At 73.1% G+C, this 23840-nt stretch carries 18 protein-coding genes; 7 read left to right on the top strand and 11 right to left on the bottom strand.

Annotation, left to right across the window (positions count from 1 at the left end):
* Positions 1-214 precede the first annotated feature (214 nt).
* Entirely contained in the window at positions 215-3535 is a 3321-nt protein-coding gene (locus tag WME73_RS01720) for a protein kinase domain-containing protein (RefSeq protein WP_437914557.1), read from the top strand.
* A gap of 21 nt (positions 3536-3556) precedes the next feature.
* Here WME73_RS01720 and WME73_RS01715 read toward each other — a convergent pair whose 3' ends face one another.
* Genes WME73_RS01715 through WME73_RS01705 form a run of 3 tightly spaced genes read right to left on the bottom strand, consistent with a single transcriptional unit; the run spans position 3557 to position 6509 of the window.
* On the bottom strand, positions 3557-4081 hold the full coding sequence (locus WME73_RS01715) for a J domain-containing protein (RefSeq protein ID WP_437743831.1): 525 nt from the start codon (positions 4079-4081) through the stop codon (positions 3557-3559).
* A gap of 13 nt (positions 4082-4094) precedes the next feature.
* On the bottom strand, positions 4095-5315 hold the full coding sequence (locus WME73_RS01710; protein ID WP_437914556.1) for a GNAT family N-acetyltransferase: 1221 nt from the start codon (positions 5313-5315) through the stop codon (positions 4095-4097).
* Positions 5316-5357: 42 nt separating this feature from the next.
* The gene (locus WME73_RS01705; RefSeq protein WP_437743829.1) at positions 5358-6509 is read right to left on the bottom strand and encodes an alpha/beta fold hydrolase; all 1152 of its coding nucleotides are present in this window, start codon (positions 6507-6509) and stop codon (positions 5358-5360) included.
* 322 nt (positions 6510-6831) lie between these two features.
* Between WME73_RS01705 and WME73_RS01700 the strand changes: the two genes are divergently transcribed.
* A complete protein-coding gene (locus tag WME73_RS01700; protein ID WP_437743828.1) occupies positions 6832-7761 on the top strand; it encodes a hypothetical protein in 930 nt (309 codons plus the stop codon).
* A 12-nt stretch (positions 7762-7773) separates the two neighbouring features.
* On the top strand, positions 7774-12495 hold the full coding sequence (locus WME73_RS01695; RefSeq protein WP_437914555.1) for a sigma 54-interacting transcriptional regulator: 4722 nt from the start codon (positions 7774-7776) through the stop codon (positions 12493-12495).
* Between the two features lie 91 nt (positions 12496-12586).
* Here WME73_RS01695 and WME73_RS01690 read toward each other — a convergent pair whose 3' ends face one another.
* Entirely contained in the window at positions 12587-13177 is a 591-nt protein-coding gene (locus WME73_RS01690) for a Uma2 family endonuclease (protein ID WP_437743826.1), read from the bottom strand.
* A gap of 120 nt (positions 13178-13297) precedes the next feature.
* Here WME73_RS01690 and WME73_RS01685 point away from each other — a divergent pair, with 120 nt between their 5' ends.
* A complete protein-coding gene (locus tag WME73_RS01685; RefSeq protein WP_437743825.1) occupies positions 13298-13627 on the top strand; it encodes a hypothetical protein in 330 nt (109 codons plus the stop codon).
* Between the two features lie 72 nt (positions 13628-13699).
* On the opposite strand, the gene WME73_RS01680 is transcribed toward WME73_RS01685, so the two are convergent.
* From WME73_RS01680 to WME73_RS01650, 7 genes are all read right to left on the bottom strand, one after another.
* On the bottom strand, positions 13700-14410 hold the full coding sequence (locus tag WME73_RS01680) for a hypothetical protein (RefSeq protein ID WP_437743824.1): 711 nt from the start codon (positions 14408-14410) through the stop codon (positions 13700-13702).
* Positions 14411-14773: 363 nt separating this feature from the next.
* Positions 14774-15034: a hypothetical protein gene (locus tag WME73_RS01675; RefSeq protein WP_437743823.1), complete on the bottom strand. Its 261-nt coding sequence runs from the start codon at positions 15032-15034 to the stop codon at positions 14774-14776.
* Positions 15035-15180: 146 nt separating this feature from the next.
* Entirely contained in the window at positions 15181-16404 is a 1224-nt protein-coding gene (locus WME73_RS01670) for a matrixin family metalloprotease (RefSeq protein ID WP_437743822.1), read from the bottom strand.
* Position 16405: 1 nt separating this feature from the next.
* Entirely contained in the window at positions 16406-16978 is a 573-nt protein-coding gene (locus tag WME73_RS01665) for a hypothetical protein (protein ID WP_437743821.1), read from the bottom strand.
* A 462-nt stretch (positions 16979-17440) separates the two neighbouring features.
* Entirely contained in the window at positions 17441-19081 is a 1641-nt protein-coding gene (locus WME73_RS01660) for a tetratricopeptide repeat protein (RefSeq protein ID WP_437914554.1), read from the bottom strand.
* Between the two features lie 243 nt (positions 19082-19324).
* A complete protein-coding gene (locus WME73_RS01655; protein ID WP_437743819.1) occupies positions 19325-20659 on the bottom strand; it encodes a LysM peptidoglycan-binding domain-containing protein in 1335 nt (444 codons plus the stop codon).
* The gene (locus tag WME73_RS01650; protein WP_437914553.1) at positions 20656-21063 is read right to left on the bottom strand and encodes a hypothetical protein; all 408 of its coding nucleotides are present in this window, start codon (positions 21061-21063) and stop codon (positions 20656-20658) included. Before WME73_RS01650 ends, WME73_RS01655 begins: the two co-directional genes overlap by 4 nt.
* Positions 21064-21283: 220 nt before the next feature.
* On the opposite strand from WME73_RS01650, the gene WME73_RS01645 reads away from it, so the two are divergent.
* From WME73_RS01645 to WME73_RS01635, 3 genes are all read left to right on the top strand, one after another.
* A complete protein-coding gene (locus tag WME73_RS01645; RefSeq protein WP_437914552.1) occupies positions 21284-21793 on the top strand; it encodes a hypothetical protein in 510 nt (169 codons plus the stop codon).
* Positions 21763-22416, top strand: coding sequence for a Holliday junction branch migration protein RuvA (gene ruvA, locus WME73_RS01640; protein WP_437914551.1), 654 nt, complete (start codon positions 21763-21765; stop codon positions 22414-22416). The genes WME73_RS01645 and ruvA overlap by 31 nt, the downstream gene beginning before the upstream one ends.
* Before the next feature lie 325 nt (positions 22417-22741).
* Complete coding sequence (locus WME73_RS01635) at positions 22742-23839, top strand: FHA domain-containing protein (RefSeq protein ID WP_437914550.1); 1098 nt, start codon at positions 22742-22744, stop codon at positions 23837-23839.
* Position 23840: the final 1 nt, after the last annotated feature.

The following is a 23840-nucleotide window of genomic DNA, read 5'->3' as shown; positions in this document are numbered from 1 at the left end:
GCACCCTGGCCTCTTCGCGGCGACAGGCACAGTCCGGGGTGTTGACATGGACGTAAACTCAGGTTTACCGTTGGGCGACAGTTTTGTCATATCGCTCGTAGCTCACGCCTGAAGCGAGGCGCTCACTGGCACGCGGCCGGGCGCTCCGGGATGATGGCGATTCGAGGCCATGCGCTGGGGGGCTCCACCTTCGCTGTTGAAAAGGGTCCGAGTCATGAGCCGAATGGGAGGAGCGGGCCCGGAGAGTGCGAACGCCGCGTGGTCGGCGAGCGAGGAGCCCACGTCCCGCCCCGTCTCGATCGCGCCCCAGAGCAGGCCGCCCCGCTCCGCCCCGCCGGGGAGCTCGGGCGCCGCGCAGGAAACGGTTTTCCAGTGCGTCGAGCCGCCCTCGTCGCGCGTGCCGAGCAGATTTCCCATCCGCAACTGGGATCGGTATGAGTGCGAGTCGCTCATCGGGAAAGGGGGAATGGGCACGGTCTACAAGGCCAGGGACCCGCGACTCCACAGGTACGTGGCGCTCAAGCTGATACGGGGCAACGATCCGGAGCTCGCCCAGCGCTTCATCTGGGAAGCGCGGGCCCAGGCCCGGGTCGAGCATCCGAACATCTGCAAGGTGTACGAGGTGGGCGAGGCGCAGGGCCAGCCGTTCATCGCCATGCAGTACATCGACGGCCAGCCGCTCCACCGGGTGGCGCAGCAGCTGTCCCTCGAGCAGCGGGTGAAGATCGTGGCCGACGTCGCGGACGGCCTGCACGCCGCCCACCGGCTCGGGCTGATCCACCGCGACATCAAGCCGGCGAACATCCTGGTGGAGCGGACCGCCGAGGGCGCCTTCCGCCCCTACCTCCTCGATTTCGGGCTCGCGAGGGACACCGCGGCGGACGCCCGAGCGACGGCGAGCGGCGAGGGGACGCCGGCGTACATGGCGCCCGAGCAGGTGTCCGGGGGCCAGCGCCAGCTCGACCGCCGCACGGACGTCTACTGCCTCGGCTCCACGCTCTACGAGGTCCTCGCCGGGCGCCCGCCGTTCGTCGACCCCTCGGTGACGAGCCTCATCGCCCGCGTGGCGCGCGAGCTGCCGGCGCCGGTGCGAAAGATCGACAAGCGGATCCCGGTCGATCTCGAGACCATCGTGATGAAGTGCCTCGAGAAGGAGCCCCAGCGGCGGTACGACTCCGCGAAGATGCTCGCGCTCGATCTCGAGCGCTACCTCGAGGGGGAGCCGATCCACGCGCGGCCGATGGGCATCGGCTACCGCGCCCTGAAGCGCGCCAGGAAGCACAGGCTCGCGGTCGCGGCGGCCGCCGTGGCGCTCGTCGTGCTCGCGCTCTCGGGCGCCGTCGCCCTCCGCGCGAAGCTCGCCGCCGCGCGGCAGGCCGAGCTCGCCGCGCGCGTGGCGTCCCTGGCCGAGGGCTTCGGTCAGGACGTCAAGGAGATGGAGCTGTTCATGCGCTACGCCTACGCGCTCCCCCTCCACGAGGTGTCGCGGGAGAAGGAGGTCATCCGGGCGCGCCTGGGCGAGATCGACCGGAAGATGCAGGGCATGCGCGAGACGACGGGCGATCTCGTCGAGGGCCCTGGCCGCTACGCGCTCGGGCGCGGGCACCTCGCGCTGCACGAGCCCGAGGAGGCGCTCGCGCACCTCGAGGCGGCGCTCGCGAGCGGGTACGCCACGCGCGAGGCGAAATTCGCGGCGGGCCTCGTGCACGGCATGCTCTACCTGAAGGGGCTCGATCGGGCGCGGCGCCTCGCCGACAAAGGGGAGCGGTCCGCGCACCAGCTCGAGCTCGAGGAGCGGCACAAGCAGCCGGCGATCAGGTACCTGAGGGACAGCGTGAGATCGGCCGCGGAGCCGCCGTCGTACGCCGTGGCGCTCATCGCGCTCTACGAGGGGCGGTTCGACGAGGCGCTCGCCGACGCGCGGCTAGCGTTCGCGCGATCGCCCTGGGAATACGAGGCGAAGAAGCTCGAGGGCGACATCCTGCTCGCGAAGGGCACGGCGGCGCGCGACCTCGGGGAGCACGCGGCGGCGCTCGTCGAGTTCTGGGGCGCCGTCGCCTCGTACGAGGCCGCGGCGGAGATGGCCGAGAGCGATCCCGACGTCCACGAGGCGGCCGCGCGCGCCCTGAGCGAGATCATGCTGATCGAGGCGCAGCGCGGCGGAGACGCGGAGGAGGTCGTCGCGCAGATCATCGCCCGGTGCGACAAGGCGCTCCGGGCGAGCCCGCGGGCGAGCGGCACGCTCGCCAAGAAGGCCTGGGCGCTCGTGCACCGCGGGAGGCGCGACCTGTCGCGCGGCTCGGACCCGAGGTCGGACCTCGTCGAGGCGGTCGCGGCCAGCGAGCAAGCGGTCCAGGGCGACCCGTCGGACGCGACCGCGTACGGCGCGATGGGGGCGAGCTTCTTCCTCCTCGCGTCGCACGAGAGCGCCGTGGGGCTCGACGCGTGGCCCTCGCTCGGCCGCGCGGTCGACAGCGCGCAGCGGTCGCTCGCCCTCGACCCGAACTCCTTCTGGGCGTGGAACGACGCCGCCATCGCCTACGGCATGATGGCCGAGTACGCCGCGTCCCGCGGCGCCGATCCCCTCCCCCTCTTCGAGATCGGCGCGTCGTACGCCGAGCGGGCGATCGAGATCGCGCCGAACGACATGCCGCCGCTCCTCAACCAGGGCTGGCTCTACGCGCGGCGCGCGCAGTACGAGCTCGACCACGGGGCGTCGCCCGAGGAGTCGCTCGACGTGGCCAAGGACAGCCTCGAGGCAGCCCTGCGGCGGCGCCCGGACAGCTACCGCGCCTACAACAACCTGGCCCTGACCTACCTGATCCAGGGCCGGCACGAGCGGCTCACCGGCGGGAGCCCGGAGGTCTCGCTCGCGCGGTCGATCGATGCGTACGGCGCGGCGGCGCACCTCAACCCGGACGATCTCGAGGCGAAGCAGGGGGCGGGCCTCGCGCGCATCGAGGCGGCGCACGGGGCGCTCCTCCGGGGAGGGGATCCGACGGCCGCGCTCCGCGCCGCGAGGGGCGCGATCGAGCCCATCGTGGCCGCGAGGCCGCAGAACGCGGGGGCGCTCCTCGCGCTCGGGCACATCGAGCTGCTCTCGGCGCGGTGGGCCGCGTCGCGCGGCGGGAGCCCTGCGGCGGCGCTCGACGCCGCGGAGCGGTCGCTGCTCCGCGCCCTCGAGGCGAACGGGGGCAATCCGAGGATCTTCGGCGCCCTGGCCGAGGTCCACCGGCAGCGCGCCGCCCTGACCGGGCCGGGGCTGCTCGACGTGCGCTCGGAGGTCGAGGCGGGGCTCGCGCTGATCGATCGCACGCTGGCCATCGACCCGGGCTTCCCGCTGGGGAGCGCCAGGAAGGGCGCGCTGCTCCTCCTGAGGGCGAAGGTGGAGCGCGAGCGCGCGGCGCGCCTGGATCTGGCCCAGCGCGCCGGGGCCTTGCTCGACGAGGCGCTCCGCGGCAACCCGCTGCTCGCGCGCGAGTACGCGCCGCTCCTCGACGAGGCGGGGAAGGTCGCCGCGGCGAGCCACCCTTAGGCCCAGATCCCCGTAGCACCACTACCGGCGCTTGGGCCGCGCCAGCCTGGCCATCGCCTCGTCGTGGGCCCACTTGACGCGCATGAACTCGCGGGCGTCGCCGCCGCGATCGGGGTGCGTGACGAGCGCGAGCCGGCGGAACGCCTGGCGGATCTCGTCCGCGCTCGCGGCCTCCGCCAGGCCGAGCACCGCGAACGGCGACACGCCGCGCGCGGACGCCGGCCGCGACGGCGCGCGGCTCGACGGCCCGGGTGGCGGCGGCGGCGAGGGCGCCTCCCGCCGCGCGCGCGGCTTGGGCCACGGGGGCTCGCCGCGCAGGACGCGCGTCCAGGCCGTCGCCCACGCCGGCTCGATCTCGACGAGCGGGCGCCCGGCCGCGCGCTCGGCCTGCGCCCGCGCCTCCTCGACGGTCCGCGCGCCGCCCTGGCTCGCGTCCGGCGGGCGGAACGGGTCGCGCGCCGGCTCGGCCGTCCACCAGGCGGCCCACAGGAAGCGGCGGCGGCGGGTCGGGGTCACCGCGTAGACGCCGCGGAGCGGGAGCGTCATCGGGGCCTGGCCTTCAGAAGATCTCGGGGCACCACGGGGCGCGCGCGGCGCGGAACAGGCTGTCCGCGCGCTCGATGGCGCCTCCGGAGAGCGCCTCGACCTGGCCCGCGTCGGCCATGCAACGGAACGAGACGCCGCCGAGGTACGCCGAGCCGAGCGCCGTGACGTCGAGGCGGAGGTCCGGCGCCGCCGTGGTCCGCGTCGCGCGCCGCTCGCCCCCGTCGAGCTGGAACCGGCCCGCGTTCCAGGGGCAATCGCGGTCGATGATCTCGAGCGTGAGCGCCTCGCCGCTGCCGTAGGCGCGCGCCGCGAGCGCGGCCTCGACGTCCACGATGCGCACCCACAGCCCGTCGCTCGCCGTGAGGCGCAGCCGCCGCGGCTCGACGAGGAGCATGCCGAGGGGATGATCGGGCGGCAGGAGGCTCGCCTCGATCCGATGCGCCAGGTCGATGTCGAAGAGGTACCGCCAGACGAGCCTCGTCCCGAGCGGCGAGGCGCCGATCGCCTCGATGACGCGGACGGAGCCGATCGGGATCGTGGACGCGTCCCACCGGTGGTGCACGCAGTACAGCGCGTAGGCCTCGGCGCGCCCGTCGACCTCGATCACGACGCGCTGGAGCGGGCCGCCCCCCTGGCGGATGAAGTCGTTGTCGCAGAGCCGCCGGCCCTGCCACCACGGCTCCGAGCGCGCCAGCATCCCGGGGACGAGCGGGCGGGCGCGCTCCCAGACCGGCGGGAACGCCTCGAGCGCCTCGGCTTCCCCGAGCAGCCGCGCCCGGCCCTCCGCGCTCGCCTCCCCACGGAACGCGCTGCGATCGCGCTCGATCGAGATGGAGCACGCCTGCGACGCGAGGCCGTAGCCGAAGCGGCCGTAGATGGAGCCCTCCGTGGCCCAGAGAGAGGAGATCGGCTGCCCCGCGGCCCGCGCCTCGTCGATGTGCCGCCGGACGAGGCGCGTGAGGATGCCGCGGCGGCGGTGCGTCGGCATGACCCCGACCATCGTGAGCCCGGCGACCGGGACGTCGCCGCCCGGCGTGGTCATCGTGAGCGAGAACGTGCCGGCCGCCCCGACGAGCGACTCGCCGTCGTACGCGCCGAGGCCATACGTGAGCTCCCGGAGCCGCTTCGTCGCCTCCAGGCGCTCGGGGTTCACGAGCGCGCCGAAGGCGGTGAGGATGGGATGGACGAACTCGCCGTGCTGCTCGGGGGCCAGCTGCCGCAGCTCGATGGTCATCCGCCTACGATAGCAGTCGCGCCGGCGCCCTCGCGTGGCGTCCTACGCGCTCAGCTGCTCGCGCTCCCTCGCCGCCGCCCGCCGGATGCGCGTCTTCAGCCAGGCCTCGATGAGCGGCCACACCGTGAGCGGCGCGTCCCGGCCGACGACGATGTCGAGGTGGCCGCGCGGGAACTCGCGGTACGTCCTGTCCGAGGAGCGGCTGAAATCGTACGCAGGCTTCACCGACGCCGGCGGCGCGAGGTCGTCGTGCGTGCCCGCGATGACCAGGAGCGGCAGGTCGAGCTGCTCGAAGCGCTCGGCGTAGCCGAAGAGGCTCCCCATGTGGTGGCCGCTCTTCCGCGACGCCGCCGCGTCCAGGAACATGTTCCGGAGCACCGTGATGCTGCCGCTGTCCATCGCCAGCGACATGTGCTGCGTGAGCACCCGCGTCTCCATCGAGCCGGGCACGAACCCCCGGATCGGCAGCGGAAAGATCGGGCTCTCGACGAACGCCCGCACGAACCGGAACGGCTCGCCCCACGCCGACAGCGGGAGCGCCCCCTGCCCGAGGGGGACGCGCCGGTCGACCGTCAGCATCAGCCGGCCGAGCAGCGCGAGCGACCGCGACCCGTGCGTGAACAGGTACGGGCTCCCGAGCGTGACGATCCCGCCGACCGCGTCCCCCATCGTCGGCGCCGTCGCGTAGCCGACGAGCCCCCCGAGCGAGTGGCCGATCAGGTACACAGGCCGCGGACCCGAGATGCGCCGGATCTCCTCGATCGCCGCCGGCACGTCCTCGCGGACGAAATCGGTCACGTGGGCCGGCCGCCGCGCCCCGAGGTGCCGCGAGCGACCGTGCCCCCGCAGGTCCAGGTTGAAGACGTCGAAGCCCGCGCGGGCCAGGTAGTTCGAGAAGCTCCGCGACGGCAGGTGCCAGATGTACCGGTTCTGGCCGTACCCGTGGACCAGCAGCACGCTCGCCACCGTGCTCCGGAGCCGCGCGCTCCGCTTGCGGATCATCGCCAGCGGCACGTCCCGCTCCACCGGCTCCGCGTCCTCCACCCCCGGCGCGCGCGCCCCCTCGATCCCACGGCTCGCCGGCGGGGACTCGTGCGCGGTGCTGCGGACCCGCACCACCACGAGCTCCTTGATGAACCTGTCCCGCTCGTCGCGGTCGATCGTCTGCTCGACCTGGGCCTGATGCAGGATCATCCTTTCCGTCTATTGCGGATTATTTTGCTGTGTGCAACCTCGTTTGGTCCGCCAGCAATGCCGTCGCCGTGGGGCCCTGCCGCGCCAAGATCGCACGGCCACCGACGGCGATCACGAGCAGGCGCGCTCCGGCGAGCGGTCGTGGAAAAAGCTCCGCCGTGGGCGGTCCGCAGGCGTCACACGGCGCTGCGTCTCGTGTACCCTCCCCCTCGCTGGTGCCCGGTCCACCGGGGCGCGCGGAGAACCCGATGCTGGCCTCGGCGCGCCCGTTCCGTGGGCGCGGAGCCCGGCCCTGAACTTACGCATCGCTAGGTGACCTACAATGTACCACGTGAAGATGGGTCGGCAGCTCGCGGTCGGGGTGCACGCAAGGGCCGCCGCGCTCGCCGCATTGCTCGGCGCCGTGTGCTTCTCATCGAGCGCCGGCGCGCAGCCCAAGGACGACGCCGAAGGCAACCTGGACGACTCCCCTGCTGCCGAGAAGCAGGCCACGGACGAGAAGGCGCAGGACGACAAGGCGCCTGGCGAGAAGGACAAGCCGCAGGAAGCGCCGCCCGAGGCGGCGGATGAGAACGCCCCGTTCGAGAGGGAGGGCAAGACCTATCGGTTCGCCGGGCTCCGGTTCCGGAACCTCATTGTGCCGAAGGCGATGATCAACCTCTTCGCGGACGGCGGGTCGAGCGTGAACGTGTTCACCTTCGGCCCGGAGCTCTCGACGCGCAGGGACGGGCTCGAGATCGATCTGGCGATCTCCTACGCGGACTACTCGATGGATCCCTTCCTCTTCAAGGGGAAGAACGACGGCAACGACGCCTGGGAGATGGTGTCGAGCACCATGAAGCTCGTCTACTTCACGACCGATCTCCTCTACGAGATCCCGCTCGACAAGGAGAAGGGCCGCTTCTCCCTGCTGATCGGCGGCGGCGTCGGGCTCGGCGTCGTCTTCGGCAACCTCTACCGCGCGCAGGCGTACCCGAACAACCCGTCGCGCCTCGACCCCGACGACGTGGGCTCGTGGAGCAAGTGCGCCGGCCCGACCGGCGGCTTCTGCGACGGCTCCAACGAGCATTTCGGCGACTACGACGAGCCGAGCTGGATCAACGGAGGCTCCAAGCCGTCGGTGTTCCCGTGGATCTCGTTCCCGCAGCTCAGCTTCCGGTACAAGCCGATCAAGCAGCTTCAGACGCGGCTCGACGCCGGCTTCTCCATCACAGGGTTGTTCTTCGGGCTGTCCGCGGGGTATGGCCTCTGATCGAGGGATGAGGTGACGTCGCGTCCGCTGTTTCCGCCGCGTTATGAGCCGATCGGGGCCCTCGGAAAGGGCGGTGGTGGCGAGGTGTGGGCGGTGCGCGACCGCCTCACCGGCAAGACGGCCGCGCTGAAGACGCTCGGCGAGGAGGCGGACGAGCCGGAGGTGCTCGCGCTCGTCCGCGAGGCGGCGGCGCTGTCGGGCGTCGAGGGCCTCGGCGTGCCGCGCGTGCTGCGCTTCGGCCGGCTGCCCGCGTCAGGGCGGCCCTTCATGGTGCGCGAGCTCGTCGAGGGGACGAGCCTCGCCGATCTGCTCGCGCGCAAGGGCGACCTGGCCAGGAACCTCGCGGCCATCGCCGACGCGGCCGATCAGCTGACGCGCCTGCACCGCGCGCTCCTGCTGCACGGCGACGTGAAGCCCGCGAACATCATCGTCGGCGAGGGCGGCCGCGCCACGCTCGTCGACCTCGGCCTCGCCGCGCCGTTCCGGGACGACGGCTCGCGGCCCGTGGGCCTCACGCCCCGCTACGCCGCGCCGGAGCTCTTCAAGGGCGACCCGCTCACCGTCCGCGCCGAGGTGTTCGCGCTCGGCGCGACGCTCGCCGAGGCCCTCCGCGACAGCGGGGGCGAGCGCGATCCGAAGGTCGTCGAGGCGCTCCAGGGGGTCGTCGACCGGGCGACCGCCAAGGACCCGAACGCGCGCTACCCGAGCGCCGACGAGCTCGCGAACGCGCTCCGGCGCGCGGCGCGGCTCCCCTCCGGGCCGGGAGAGGAGGCCGCGAGGTCGGGCGAGGCGGGCGCGCGGCCCGACGCGGACGCGGGCGCCGTGGTCTGGCCCATCGTCGGGCTGGACGCGCCCTCCACGCGGCTGCTCGCGCAGATCATGGCGCTGCCCGCGGGCGGCGGGCTCTCGATCGAAGGCCCGCGCGCTTCCGGGCGGAGCGCGCTGCTCCGGCGCATCGCGTGGTCGCTCGAGGTCGGCGGGTACGCCGTCGCGTGGGTCGAGGCGGCCCGCGTGGCAGACCAGCGCGAGGCGCTCTCGATCGAGCTGTCGGAGCACGATCTCGGCCGGGTGACGGCGCTCGTCGACGACGCCGATCGGCTCGGCGACGCGGCGATCGAGCGGCTCGACGAGGTGCGGAAGGCCGGCGGCAAGCTCGTGCTCGTGCTCGGGGATCCATCGGAGAGCGGCGCGAACCGGGGGCCAGGCGCGCCGCGCGGCGCGCCCGCTGACGACGCGCCTTCACCCGCGCGCCTGGGCCGCGGGTTCGAGCGCTTCGAGATGGCGCCGCTCGACGAGCAGGTCGCCCGCGAGCTCGTGCAGCGCACCATCCCGTCGCTGAGCGACGCGGTGGCGGCGCACGTCGTCTCCCGCGCGGGGCGGTGGCCCGGGCGCATCCGCGAGATCGTCGCGTGCATCGCGCGCGCGCCCGTCGCGTCGACCGAGGACGTCGATCGGCTGCTCGACGCGCCCCCGACGAGCGCGGTGGCGTCCGGGCCGGGCGGCGCGGGCGCCGAGGGGGCGGCGCTGCCGCCGGCGGAGATCCACCGGCTGCTCGACCGGGGCCACTTCGACGCGGCCGCGGAGGCGCTCGGGCGGCACGAGGGCGACGGCTCGGCCGCCGCGGTGCCCACCTTGACGATCGCGCGCGCGCGCCTCGCCATGAACCGCGGCGACACGGCGAGGGCGCTCGCCGAGCTCGGGCGCGTGAAGGACCAGGTCGAGGCCTCGCGCGATCACGCCCTGGCGGCGTTCTGGTCGCTGCAGATGGCCCGCGCGCTCGTGCGCGCCGGCGACTACGGCGAGGCGGAGCGCCGCGCGGGCGAGGCCGTGGAGCGGGTGGGCCCGCTCAAGATCGAGGCGGAGCTGACCGCCGCGTCGCGCCCCGAGCTCGCGACGGCCGCCGCGTTCGGCGCCTCGCCCGAGGCGATCGTCTCCGAGGCGGTGGCGACGCGCGGGCTCGCGCAGAGCTTCGCCTCGCGGCACGAGGACGCGAAGCGCACGCTGGAGCACGCGGTCCGGCTCGCGCGGCTCACGGGAGAGCCGCGGATCCTGTCGGTCGCGCTCGTGTCGCTCGCCTTCGCGCTCCAGCGGGACGACCACCTCAGCGAGGCGAAGGCGGTCTACGAGGAGGCGCTCACGGCCGCGGAGCAGGCCGGCGACGCGGGCACGCTCGCGACGACCCGCCTGAACCTCGCCGCGCTCACGAAGCTCCAGGGCGACCTCGGCGCGGCCATCCGCCACCTCGAGGCCGCCGTCGACCTGGGCCGGCGCTCCGGCCGCGTGGCGACGATCCGCCAGGCGCTCCTCAACCTCGCGAACCTCGACCTCTACCTCGGGCGGCTCGCGCGGGCCCGGGTGTCGCTCGACGCGCTCGCCGCCCAGCGCGCGGATCTCGCGCCGCAGCAGCAGGCGCAGCTGCTCGCGCTCGAGGCGGAGCACGCCGCGCGCTCGGGCGATCTCGAGCAGGCCGAGCGGCTCTGCCTCGAGTGCGCCGAGGCGTACGAGGCGATGGGCCGGCGCATCGACGGGGTCGAGGCGCGGCTCGAGCGCGTGCTCTTCGCGGTGGCGCGCGCCGGCGCGGATCCGCGCGCCCTCGGCGAGGAGATCGACGTGGCGTCGGAGCGCCTGGGGACGACCGGCGCCCACCGCGCCCTGCTCGCGCTCGCGCGCGGCCGCGTCGCGGCGCTCGCGCGCGACGAGTGGCGGGCCCGGGCGGCGTACGACGAGGCGCTCGACGCGGCGCGCGCCGCGGGCCAGCGCGACTGGATCTGGCGCGCGCTGGAGGCGCGGGCGCAGCTCGAGACGGAGCGGGGGCACCTCATCCGGGCGCGCCACGACCGCGAAGAGGCGCTGATCACGCTGGAGGAGATCGCCTCGAAGCTGCCGCGCGACCTCCGGGAGGTGTTCTGGAACGACGCGCGGCGCAAGGAGATCCGGGCGGCCGCGATGCTCGAGCTGATGAGCAGCCGCACGGTGCCGTTCACCCAGCAGAGCGCGGCGGCTCAGGCAGGCGCTGCGGCCCCCCAGGGCGAGGACCGGCTGGCGCGGGTCCTCGAGATCAACCGCGAGATCGCCGGCGAGCACGATCTCACGCGCCTGCTGGCGAAGGTGACCGATCATGCGATCGCGCTCCTCCAGGCGGAGCGCGGGTTCATCATCCTGCAGCGACCGCCGCGCGACGAGCTGCAGCAGGTCGGGGGCGAAGGCGCGGTCGATCTCTCGATCCACGCCTCGCGCGACCAGGCGGGGGACGACCCGCACGCGCGCTTCTCCAGCTCGATCGCCGAGCGGGTGATCTCCACGGGCGAGCCGGTCGTGACCGCGAGCGCGCGGGACGACGCGCGCATGAGCGATTACGTCTCCGTGCACCAGCTCATGCTGCAGTCGGTCGCGTGCGTCCCGATCCGGCAGCGGAGCGGGCAGGTGATCGGCGCGCTGTACCTGGAGACCCGGCTGAGCGCGGCGGCGAAGTTCGAGGTGGAGCTCCCGACGCTGACGGCGCTGGCCGATCAGGTCGCGATCGCGATCGAGACGGCGCGCCTCGTGAGCGAGAACGAGCGCCGCGCCCGCGAGCTGGAGCGCGCGAACGAGGAGCTGCGCGCGGCGCGCGCCAAGCTGGAGGAGCTCCTCGGCCACCGCACCGCGCAGCTGGCCGCGACGCGGCGGGATCTGCGCTCGGCGCGCGCGGTGATCCGCGGCCATTTCGGCTACGAGGGCCTGGTCGGCACGAGCGAGGCGATGCGCCGCGTCTACGCGCTCATCGACCGGGTGAAGGACACGGACATCCCGATCCTGATCACGGGCGAGAGCGGGACGGGCAAGGAGGTCGTCGCGCGGACGATCCACAACGCGAGCCCGCGGGCGAAGAAGCCGTTCGTCGGCATCAACTGCGGCGCGATCCCGGAGCACCTGCTGGAGAGCGAGCTCTTCGGGCACGTCCGCGGCGCGTTCACGGGCGCCGATCGCGACCGGAAGGGGCTCTTCCGGGAGGTGACCGGCGGCACCATCCTGCTCGACGAGATCGGGGAGATGCCGCAGAAGATGCAGGCGGGGCTCTTGCGTGTGCTGCAGGAGAAGGTCGTCCGTCCGGTCGGCGGCGCGCGCGAGGAGCCGGTCGACGCGCGGGTCATCGCGGCGACGCACCGGGATCTCGCCGACATGGTCTCGAGGGGCACGTTCCGCGAGGATCTCTACTATCGGCTGCACGTCGTCGAGGTGCGGGTTCCGTCGCTGCGCCAGCGGATCGAGGACATCCCGCTGCTCATCGACTACTTCCTCGGGATCTTCGCCGCGCGCTACGGCCGCGATCGCCGCAGCGTGTCCCGCGCCGCGCTGAAGCGGCTGTCGGCGTACACCTGGCCCGGGAACGTGCGGCAGCTCGAGAACGTGCTGCTCAACGCGTGGGTCCTGTCGGATCGCCCCGAGCTGGAGAGCGAGGACTTCGAGCTCCCCGACGCGGCGCCTCGGTCGCTGCGGGGCTCGCTCGACAGCGGCGCCACGCCCCCGCCGCGAGCGCCCGCTGGCGGCGGGGCGCCCGCGAGCGCGGGCCGGGCTCCGCCGTCGAGCGACCCACACCACGTCGAGACGTCGCTGGACGCGCACAAGGCGAGCGAGCGGGAGCGAATCCTTGTCGCGCTCTCGAGCTGTAACTGGAACCGGGTGAAGGCGGCGCAGGTCGTGGGCCTGCCGCGCCGGACGTTCTACCGGCGCCTCAAGGAGTACGGGATCCAGTGACGCGGGGGCTGCGCTCGGGGCAGGGCGCGGCGGAGAAGCTGGGGGAACACCGGCGCCCCGGCCGGAGCAGCCGTGTCAGCGCGGTGGCGTGTCACCTCGCCCAGAGGACCGAGAGCTCGAGCTCGATGGCCTCGAAGGGCTCAACGCGGACGCGAGCGGAGTCGTGGTGGACGACGGCGGGCCCCCAGCCCCGACCCGAGATGAGCGAGAAGACCTCCAGCGTCCGCTGGATGGGGTCGACCAGCCACGCGTGCCGCACCCCCTCGCGCGCGTAGATGGGCATCTTCTCGTCGCGGTCGAGCTCCTCGGTCGAAGGGCTCAGCACCTCGCAGATCCAGTCCGGGGCGAGCGCGAAATAGGCCGTCTCGGGCAGCTCGGGCATGCGCTCGCGGCGCCAGCCGGCAAGGTCGGGCACGAGCGCGTCGATCTCCCCCGGCGCGTCCGGCTCGGGGAAGTGCAGCTCCGGCTCGTCCAGGATGATCCAGCCACCCGGGCCGCCGCGTCCACGCTGGAAGGGGCCGATGAGCTCGGCTCCCAGGCCCGAGGACGTCCACGCGTGCTTCGGCGCCGGCCGGGGGAACACATGCAGGGTGCCGCGGACGAGCTCCGCCACCTTGTTCGGTGGGACAGCTTCGAGGTCGGCGTACGTCGCGCGGCGCTGCTTCTCGGCGGGCTGGCCCATGGGCGAAGCCTGCCCGGGGGCGGATGGCGCGGCAAGGCGGCGAGACGTGCGGGGTCGACCCGCCAATAACCCCTGGAAACGCCGCACTTCACGGCGCATCATTCCGGCCACGGGATCCACGTGAGCGATCGTTCGAACCTCGCCGCCTCCATCGACGGCGCGCCCCTCGCCGACGAGGAGGCGCGCGATCTCTGGACGCGGTTCAGCCGGTACATGGATGAGCACCGCGGCGACACGGCGGGCTTCGCGCGGGAGAACGGCTACGTGAGCGTGACGCCGACCTTCGAGCGTGGGCAGGCGCTGCTCGTCGTCCGGACGACGGAGGCGCCGCCGGAGAAGCCGGCCCAGCGTCCCGGTGGAGAGAAGCCGGCCCAGCGCCCCGGTGGAGAGAGGCCAGCGCCGCGCGGCGGAGGCAGCAGCAAGCCAGCGCGCGGCAGGCGGCGGCGCTGAGCGCCCACGGTACGGGCGCGAATCGCGAGCTGCCTCGATCCCGGCGGAGGGGCGCCCCGATCGGCCGGCGCCTCACCGCGACTTGCCGGCCCCTCCGGGGAAGTCCTTGCGCTTGATCTTGGCGCGCCGGCCGTCGGGGTGGTGGAACACGATCCCCTCGGCGAGGTGGCCGGGGGCGAAGCGGCTCTCCAGGTGCTGGAACAGGCCGTGGAGGCCGTCATAGGTCCTCGGGACGTCATCGTAGACGGGAATCTCGAGGTTGAACGGCACGACCATGTGCCTGGCGAGCCCGAGCGGGTTGCCCTGAATGCTCGGTCCGAGCGCCTCGGCCGAGTGCTCACCGTCCGGCCAGCCCAGAAACTCCGTCCCGCGAACCGCCTCGAAGATCCACTTGTCTTCCGGACCGTGCTCGTCGGCGTCGACGTACCAGCCGTCGATGATTCCCTGCTGCTTCTGGAGCTTGCTCGGGTTCCTGCGCTTCTCGACCCGGACCACGTGGCCCGAGCGAATGGTCAACCGCACGTTCGTGCCGTCGAGCTTCTCGGTGGGACGGCCCTCGCCCGCAAAGACCCACTCGCACCCCTCCCGCGGCTTCGGGAGCACCTTGAAGTCGTCGCCGCGATCGAAAATCGTCGGAATCTTCTCCATGACCTGAATGCCCTTTCGTACCTGGCCGAGCAGCTCGTCAGGGGTGATGACACCCCCAGCGAGCCCGCTCGCCAGGGCGCGCACCAGCTCCGCGACGGAGGTGCTCGCCTCGAGCGCGACGCGCTTCAGCGCCATCCGCTCCTCCGGCGAGATCCACGCGACAAGGCGTGACCAGCCTTCGGGCGGAACCCATGTCGCGAGCTGCTGCGGATCCTTCCTCGGTCTGCCGCGCGGGCGGCCTGGCGCTGTCACGAGACTCAGGGTAGCCCGATTTTCTATTGTGTCAATTGGCAAAACAAGAATTGAGAGCGAGGTGGGAGAGGTAGGAACAGGTAAGACGTCGCGTGCTGCCCTCGTTTCGAGCGCTGCCCTCGTGGAGATCGGGAGCCAGGGCGAGCGCCGCGAAGGCGCGCGTGGACGCGCGCCTCGGGACATCGGGGCTCCGTGCGCGGTGACGCCCTGGCGCTGCAACAGGGCTGCTGGTCTGCCGCCGCGGGTTCAGTCGAGGAGGGTCCAGGTGGCCTTGGCGGTGCAGCCGTAAGCGTCGAGCGCGCCGGGGTGCGTGAGGGGGACGAGCTTGGTCTGGCCCTTGGCGAGCGGCCCGGTGACCGAGCGGGTGTAGGGCCCCGGATCGCCGTAGTAGTGCGTGACGGTGAAGGTGATCTTCGCCGAGTCCGGAACGCCAAAGAGCGACGTGTTCTTGATCGCGGCGTTCGGGTTGAAGATGCTGGGATAGGTGATCGAGCAGGAGAGGTTCACGGTCTTCGTGACCGGGCCGCCGCCGTCATCGCCTCCACCAGGTGTCCTCTCAGGTGCTCTCTGGCCCGGAAGAGCGCGGCAGGCCCAGACTCGATCCGCGCCGCCGCGGGGGCCGGCGCTCCCCCTGAAGCCCCGCGATCGAGCGCTCAGCGCCGGCGCCGTCGCGACGCCAGCGCGCCGAGCACGCCGAGGAGCATGACGCCACCGAGATCGGCCGATCGGCTGGTCGTCGAGCAGGAGCACCCGGCATCGCCGCCAGACTCCTCATCGCCGCTCTTCGGCGTGTCGTCCGGCTCGGCGCCGCCCGCGCCGCCCACCCCGCCGCTCGAGGCGACCGAAGAGCTCACGGTCGCGCCCACGGTCGATCCGCCGCCGGCCGAGGAGGAGGAGGTCGACACGCTGCTGCCGTCCGCTCCGCCATTGCCCCCGCTGCCGCCGGCGCCGCCGGCGCCGCTGCCGCCGCCGTCGAAGCCAGCGCACTCGGTCGAGCACTCGGTCGAGCATTCCCCGCAGATGCACTCGAGGATGCGGATATACATGCCGGCCCCCTCGGCATCGTCATTCATGCATCGCTCGACGCACGCGTCGTCCTGGCACTCGTTGACACAACCGATGAATCCCCTGCACGCGATCGACGCACCGCACGCGTCATAGGGCGCCTTGCAGGTGCCCGCGAGCGAATCGTTCGAGCAGCTATCGCAGCTGCCGCCGCCGCCGCTGGCAGCGCTCGTGGCGCTCGCGACCGTGGTCCCGCCGATGGGATACAGCGCGCACACGCCATCGATGTCGTCTTGCTCGATGGTGCGCATCGACGAGCCCACGACATAGTAAGGGGTCATCGTCGCGCTCCGCTCGCCGGAGTGGCCGAGGCCCAGGAAATGCCCCTCTTCGTGCGTGGCGATCGACTGCGTGTCGACACAGCCGTTGTTGCCGGTGTCGTTCCAGCAAAACCCGACGTCGTTGAAGACCATGTCGGCGTCCACGATCGCGCCGTCGAAGCTCCAGACCGGCATCGTGACGCCGATGACCGAGTTGACGTCGCCGAGCATGTTCGGCCAGGAGGAGCTGATCCACTGAAACACGTTCTTGCCGTCGTTGTAGGTGTAACGATCGGTGGTGTCGCCGAGGAAGTCGACCTGCCACGCCGTACACCCCGCGTTCGACCACGTCTCGAACCCGGACTCGACACGGTCGACGGCGAAGGCGGAGATCTCGCCCGGGATCGTCGAGCGGTTGATGTAGTAGGCGACGGGCAGCTTGTCCCAGCGGGGGACCACGTCATCGAGCGGCGTCCACGCGGCGGCCTCACGGGCCACGGCGAGGGACGAGGCGGCGCCGAGCAGGGCGGCGAGGGCGACGCGGCGCCTCACCTCACTTCCCTCCCGCGATGCGCACGACGTCCGTCATGAGGCTCTCGATGGGCTCGACCTCCTCGACGGGCACCTCGACGGGCACGAGCGCGGCGCCGGTCCGCCGGACGAGGTGCAGCCCATCGAGGATGCGCCGCGCCATGCCCTTCTTGTCCACGTGATAGGCCGACAGCGCCAGCGCCGTGAGGTGCCACCGCCCCTTGTCGCCCGAGCGCAGGAAGACCACGGCGTCCTCGCCAGGCGAGAGCTTGGCGTCGCCGAGCAGCCGCTGTGTCTTGCCGTTGTAGGTCCCGCCCATCTGCTCCAGCACAATCATCTTCGAGCCCCCCTTGTCTGCCGCGCCGCCCTTGAGCGGCTGGGTGATCGTGAGCTCGGTGCGGGTCACGATCGATTTTCCGTCGTCGGATTCCGTCGTGTACGATCGACCGACGCTCACGCGCGCGATCGTCGCCGACTGGCGCACGAGCTCCTCCCGCGAGAGCAGGACGGCCGTCGTCGCGTCCGCGGGCGCACCGATGCCTAGCAGAGCGAGCGCAGCGGACAGGGCGAGCACTGCTTTCAAGCCTCTCTTCATGTAGATGACTCCTTAAGACATTCTTTTCTATCCCGAAGCGCGCGCGGCGGCCAACCAGGAAACAGCGCTGCAACGTGCTCGCGATGCCGTGGTGTCGCCCATCTGTCGTGACGGCGGATCATCACACCGCGGCGCGATGCCATGCCGACATGTACGGAAGCGGGCATTACCACCCGCGCCGTGGTGCGCCTGGATTTGTGCCGTACACGTAGACGACGCACTCCGGAGCTCTCGGGAGGAGATACCCTTTATCGGGTCATCCCGGCTCTCGGCAGCATCGGTCGGAGTCAGGATGGTTGTCCGTCGATCGGGTCGACTCGCCATCAGCGCCATCAACGTCTGTCTCCGCTCGCCGGGAGCGGCGCGCGGGTCCTCGGTGCGCGCCGCGCCGCCCGCGGCGGCCCAGGCGCGCGGAGGCTCGCCCGGGCGCCCTCCGCGCCCCGGCGCGGCTCAGGGCCTCTCTCAGTCGAACCGCTTCAGGCCGTTCGGCGCCCTGGAGTCGCGCTTCGCGAACGCCTCGTCCCGGGCCACGACGCGGCCGGCGAGGACCGCCTCCGCGAGCTCGCGGCACTCGGCGCTCGTCGCGCGATCGGCCCGCGCGAGCGCCTGCTCCGCCGCGGCGCGCGCCTCGGCCGCGCGGCCCGCGAGCGCGTGCGTCCGGGCGATCTCGGCGAGGGTCGCCGAGAGCTCCGCGGCGTTGCCCGACACGTCCAGGAGCCGCTTCGCGCCGAGGTAGAGCGACAGCGCCCCGGCGAGATCCCCCTGGATGCGCGCCAGATCGCCCCGCGCCCGCAGCACGCCGGCCTGACCCGCGCCGTCCTCGAGCACCTCGAACAGGGCGAGCGCCTGCTCGTAGTCCGAGAGCGCCTCCTCCAGGTCCGACGCGTCGGCCGCCGCGACGCCCACGAGCTCGGCCACCAGCTCGAACTGCTTGCGGCGGAGATCGCCCCGCACCTTGAGCGTCGCGGCCTGCCCGCGGCGCTCGAAGCCCGTGCGGAACAGCGCGAGCGCCCGGTCGTAGTCGCGGACAGCGTCCACGAGGTCCTCCTGCACGGAGCGCAGATCGCCCCGCGCCTTCAGGACCGCGGCCTGGCCCAGGGCGTCGCGCGTCGCCGTGAACAGCTCGAGCCCCTGGTCGTAGTCCTTCTCGGCGCCCGCCAGATCCCCCTGCCGCACCCGGAGATCGCCGCGCGCCTTGAACACGCCGGCCTGCCCGAGGTGGTCCTCGGTCGCCTGGTAGAGCGTGAGCGCCCAGTCGTAGTCGCGCGCGGCGCCCGTCACGTTGTCCTGGCCGAACCGCATGTCGCCCCGCGCCTTCAGCACGCTGGCCTGCCCGCTCCGATCCCCCGTGTCCTGGAACAGCGCGAGCGCTGTGCTGTAGTCGCGCGCCGCTCCCGGCAGGTTGCGGAGCCGGACCCGCAGATCGCCGCGCGCCTTGAGCGCCCGCCCGTGCGCGGCGCCGTGAGGGCGGGCGCGCGGCGGCTCCGAGGGGCCCGGGGCGTCGGCGTCGGCGGCCGCCCCGCGCGACCCGGCCCGGGGCTTGAGCGGCTCGCGATCGCCGAGCTGCAGGAAGAGCTGGATCGCGAGATCGTAGTCGCACACCGCGCCGCCGAGATCGCCCTCCTCGGCGCGCGCGAAGCCCCGCGCCCTCAGCGCGTCGCCCTCCGCCGCGCGATCGCCCGCGGCCTGGAACAGCGCGAGCGCCTCGTCGTAGTCGCGCACCGCCTGCACGGAGACGCCCTCCCGCAGGCGCAGCGCGCCCCGATCCATGAGCACCTGGGCCTGCCCGAGCACGTCGCCCGTCGCCCGGAACAGCGCGAGCGCCTCGTCGTAGTCGCGCGCGGCGCCCGCGTGGTCGTTCCGCCGGAGGAGCAGGTTGCCGCGCTCCCGCAGCGCGTGGCCGCGCGCCTCCGGCGGGGTGCTGTTGAGGCTCGGCGGCGCCGCGCTCGAACGGGGCCCCCGCACCACCCCCTCGCCGAGCACCTCGGCCAGCGATCCGCTCCTCGGCGTGCAGCGATCCGTCACGCTGTCGAACGAGCGCTGCGTGGGAGGATCGCCATCCACGCCCCTCAGCTCGGACTGGACTTCGGGAAGGCGACGCATGCCAGGCCGAACATCATACCGCGCCGGCGCCCCCCTCGTGGAGACATTGCGCGGTCAGCGCGGCGGCAGCGCTCTGTCCCTTCCCTCTCCGCCCCCTCCGCCCCCTCCGCCCCTCCGAGCGGCGGCGCGCCGACGGCTGGGGCCGCTGCCTTCGCGCACGTTGGCTCGCTCACGCAATCGGACGCGGGCCCGTGGGCTTCGCCCCGCACACCCCGGCCGTGAAACGCCGCAGGCGGTCGATCATCAGAGGCCCTTGCGCGAGATCAGCACCGCGTCCCGCTCGACCTCGTACATCGCGTGGGTCACGAGCGCCGCAGCCGTGCGCTCGCGCACATGCACGACCCGCAGCTCGGCGTAGGTCTCGTCCGGCAGCAGCTCCTCGTCGACGCCGAACTTCGGCTCGTCGACCTGCGCCGGACGCTCGTCCTGCACCCGCGGCCGGACCGTGGCCAGCCTGCCCGCGCCCCCGATCTGCTGCAGCCAGCGGTCGCCCCGCCGGACCGCGAAGAAGCGCTGCCCCGGCTTCACGCCGTCCTTCTCGCCCTTGTCGATGAACACCACCTGGTGCTGCCCGACGAGCTGGTAGGGGTAGACGGCCGCGATGATCTTCGCCTCGAGATCCGCCTCGGCGCCCACCGGCGGCACCACGTCGAGGCGCCGCAACACCGCGCCGACCCTGTCCGTGCGCTCGACCACGTCGAGCGACTCGATGAGCCGCGCGCGCACCATGTGCGTCTTCGGGTTGTAACGATCCACGCGCGCCGTGCCACGCACCGTCACGAGCTCGCCCTTCACGTCCCCGCTCTTCACCTTCTTGATCTCGCGGAAGATCGTCAGCTCCTGGCCGATCGCGACCTCGTGATCGTCCGAGAGGCGGAGGTAGACGTCGTCGCCCTCGCTGAGGAGCATCTGGTCGTCGGGGCTCGCGACGAGCTCCCCCCACGTGTCCTTCTTCACGTCGTCGACCCAGCCGAGCTCGCGCAGGAAGATCGTCTTCGACGGCACGCGCCCCCCTCGCCCCAGCTGGTTCGCGCCGAACCCGATGCTGCCGCGGGTCGGGCCCTCGCTCGGGTCGCGGAGCCGGATCCGGTCGCCCGGGTAGATCCAGTGCGGGTTCTGGAGCTGCGGGTTCAGCGCCCAGACCTGCGGCCACGCGTAGGGGTTCGTGTAGTACCTGCCCGAGATGTCCCAGAGCGTGTCGCCGCGCCGCACCGAGTGCGACTCGGGCACGAACTGCCCCTCGACGACGTAGCTGCCGTTCGCGCCGCCCTTCACCGAGGCGGGGCCCTCGCTCCGGCGGCCCAGATCGAAGCCGTCCGACGGGCGGGACGTGTCCGTCGTGCCCCGCGAGCTCGAGGGCAGGTGGGCGTTCGGATCGAACCCCGGCTGCGGATAACCCGGCACCACGACCTGCGTCTCGACGGTCGGCTCGGCCCTCGGGAGCTGGACCACGGTGACGCCCGGCGCCTGGCCGGCGCCCTCTTCGCCGCCCTGCTGGTCCTGAGCGCGCGCCAGCGGCGGCGCGGCGACGATCGGCAGAAAGACCAGGACCAGCGTTGCCTTCGCGGGGAACTTCATCGCTTGCGCCTCGACAGGGTGGAGGGGGGCGGGCTCGGCGGCGACGACCCGCCCGGGGGCTCTTCGATCACGGCGCCGTTCGCGGTCGAGCGGAGCACCGGCGGCCGCGCGCCGTCGTCCTCCGGCGCGAGCCGCACCACCTCGAGGTCAGGCCTGTCCGGCTCCTCCGGGAGCACGGCGCGCGCCCCGGCCCCGTCAGGGCGCGCCGCGCTGCGGGCGCCGCCCTGCGAGCGCTCGAGCGAGCCCACACGATCCGCGAGCACCGCGTTCTCCGCGCGCACCCTGACGAGCTCCGCGCGCAGCTCGGAGAGCTGTCGTTCGACAGCGTCCCGCCCTCCGCCGCAACCGACGTTGAGCGCGGCGAGCGCGAGCGCCATCGCGCCGATGCCCAGGCCAATCCTCATGGGACGCCCAGCCTACCCGCCGCCGCGCCGGCCGGCCAAACGCGCGGCGATCTCCGCGCCCCGCGACAGGACGCCGCGCCCCCCGACGGGGCAACGCGCCGCGCGCGCCGCGCCGGAACAACCGCACGCGACCCGAGGTGGGCGGCGCGACGTCACGCGTTACGGAGCGCGCGCAGTTCTGCTAGGGTCCCAGCCCGAGATCTGGGTGCGAGGGGTGAACGTGCGGAAATTCTTCCTGATTTTCCTTGTCGCGACGGCTTGCGCCGGCGCCGGCTGCGGTGACGACGGGCCCGCGGCGACGGAGTGCTTCGACTACAGCAAGTTCGACGGCACCGCGCCCGAGGTGAGCTTCGCGGGCGAGGTCCTCCCCATCTTCCAGCGGTCGTGCTCGTTCAGCTCGACGTGCCACGGCGCCGAGGCCGGCTCGGCCGGGTTCGCGTACCTCGGCCCGACGCTGAGCGAGCAGGCCACGCAGGCGCAGATCGACGCGATCGCGGCCCAGAACGTCGGCGCCGCGTCGAGGGCGCCCTCCGGGATGCCGCGCATCACGGCCGGCGACCCCGCGAACAGCTTCCTCATGCACAAGCTCGACGACACCCTGAGCTGCGGGGACCTCGAGTGCGCCCCCGACGGCTGCGGGGCCCCGATGCCCTTTGGCGGCGACCTCCTGCCCTCGGCGGAGCGCGACGCCATCCGCAGGTGGATCCAGCAAGGGGCCAAGGTCAATTGATCGGCCGGCTCTCCGGCCACGTCGTGGAAGAAGGCGACGAGGGCACGGTCGTCCTCGACGTCAGCGGGGTCGGCTACGAGGTGACCGTCCCGCTCGGGGCCGTGGGGCGCGCGCGCGGCATCGCCGCGAACGCGAAGGCCGGCTCGGACGCGATCACCCTGTTCGTGCACACCCACGTGCGCGAGGACGCGCTCCTCCTGTACGGCTTCGCGACGCGCGAGGACCGGGCGGCCTTCCGCGTGCTCATCGGCATCTCCAGCATCGGCCCGAAGATCGCGATGGCCATCCTCAGCGCGCTCGGCGCGGGGGAGCTCGCCGCGGTGATCACCCGCCGAGAGACCGCGCGCCTCACCGCCATCCCCGGCGTCGGCAAGAAGACCGCCGAGCGCCTCGTCCTCGAGCTGAAGGACAAGCTCGTCCACCTCCCCGCGGCCCCGCTCTCCCCCGCGCCCCCCCCGCCCGCGGACACAGGCGCCAAGCAGGACCTCCTGCACAGCGCGCTCACCCGCATGGGCTACCGCCCGGCCGAGGCGGAGCGCGCCGTCACCGCCCTCGGCGCGCGCGTCGACAGCGCCCCGCTCGGCGACCTCGTGCGTGATGCGCTCGCGCTCCTCTCCAAGTGAGCCACGCCGCAGCCCGTCCAAGTGAGCCACGCCGCCGGCGCCCGACGAGCCCGGCAAGCCGGGCCGCTCGCGCCAGGAAAACCGCGGCCGCTCGCGCTCGACAAAACGCGGCCGCCCGCGCCCGGAAAAACGCGGCCGCCCGCGCCCGGCGAGCCGCGATTTGCCGGGCGGAATCGCCCCAGCGAACGGGCGGGCGGCGGCGCGCGACCCCCCGCTCGAGGGGCGGAGGAGCGACAGACAGTCGACAGAGGGCCGCCGCGGCGAATATGCTCCCGCCGCCGTTCGCCCTGGGACCCAGTCCGGTCGCTCGTTGTGAGGAGGCGTGGTGATCACCTGCCCGAAGTGCTCCAAGGAAAATCAGGACCATTACAAGTTCTGCCTCGGCTGCGGCGCCGAGCTACCTCGCGACGTTTCGCCCAAGAAGTTCGCGGCAGGCACCCCGCCCCACGGCGTGCCGGCAGCGACGCGGGCGAAGGATTACGGCGATGAGCCGACCGCCATCGGCACGGGCGCCCAGAAGGGCCCGGCGGTCGCGCCCCCGCCGCCCGCGCTCGTCGATCCCGCGGCGTTCATCGCCCCGGCCCGCGGGGAGGACACCGGCGCCAGCAAGAAGGCCGCAGCGGCCGCGCCCGCGACGCCGGCGGCGGCCGGCGCAGGGACGGTCGTCTGTCCCCAGTGCCAGGAGCCCAACCCGCCGTCGAACAAGTTCTGCGCGCTGTGCGGCTTCAAGCTCGTCAAGCCGGCGGGCCAGGCCGCGCAGCCCTCCACGCCGGTCATCTCCACGTCGGGCGCCGCGAACGTCGTGCTGACGGCGCTCCGGGCCGACGGCACCGAGGCCGGCTCGTACACGCTGCCCACGAACCCCACGCTGATCGGGCGCGACTCGGGCACGATCTTCGGCAGCGACAGCTACCTCTCGCCGCGCCACGCGACGTTCTCGATCAAGGGCGGGCGGCTCTTCGTCAAGGACGAGGGCTCGCTGAACGGCGTCTACCGCAGGCTGCGCAGGGACACGCCGGTGCAGCTCGACAACGGCGACGTCTTCCGCATCGGCCAGGAGATCGTCCGCGTCGAGCCGCTCTCCCCGGCGCCCACGACCCCCGACGGCGTCGAGCGCCTCGGCAGCCCCTCGAAGGGCTACGTCGCGCGGCTCGCCCTCATCATCGGCAGGGACGCGACCGGCAACGCGTTCCCGGTCCCCGACACCGGCCTGCACCTCGGGCGCGAGCGCGGCGACATCCTCTTCCCCGAGGACGGCTACGTCTCCGGGCTCCACTGCCAGATCTCGCTCCAGGGCGGCCGGCTGTTCCTCACGGACCTCGGCAGCTCGAACGGCACCTTCCTCCGCGTCCTCGGCGAGACCGAGATCACGGGCGGCGACATCCTGCTCATGGGTCAGCAACTGTTCCGCATCAACGTCTGAG

It is taken from the genome of Sorangium sp. So ce302 (assembly GCF_051530145.1).
In the GTDB taxonomy this organism is placed as follows: Bacteria; Myxococcota_A; Polyangia; order Polyangiales; family Polyangiaceae; genus Sorangium; species Sorangium cellulosum_B.
This window is presented reverse-complemented; position numbering and strand designations above follow the sequence as displayed.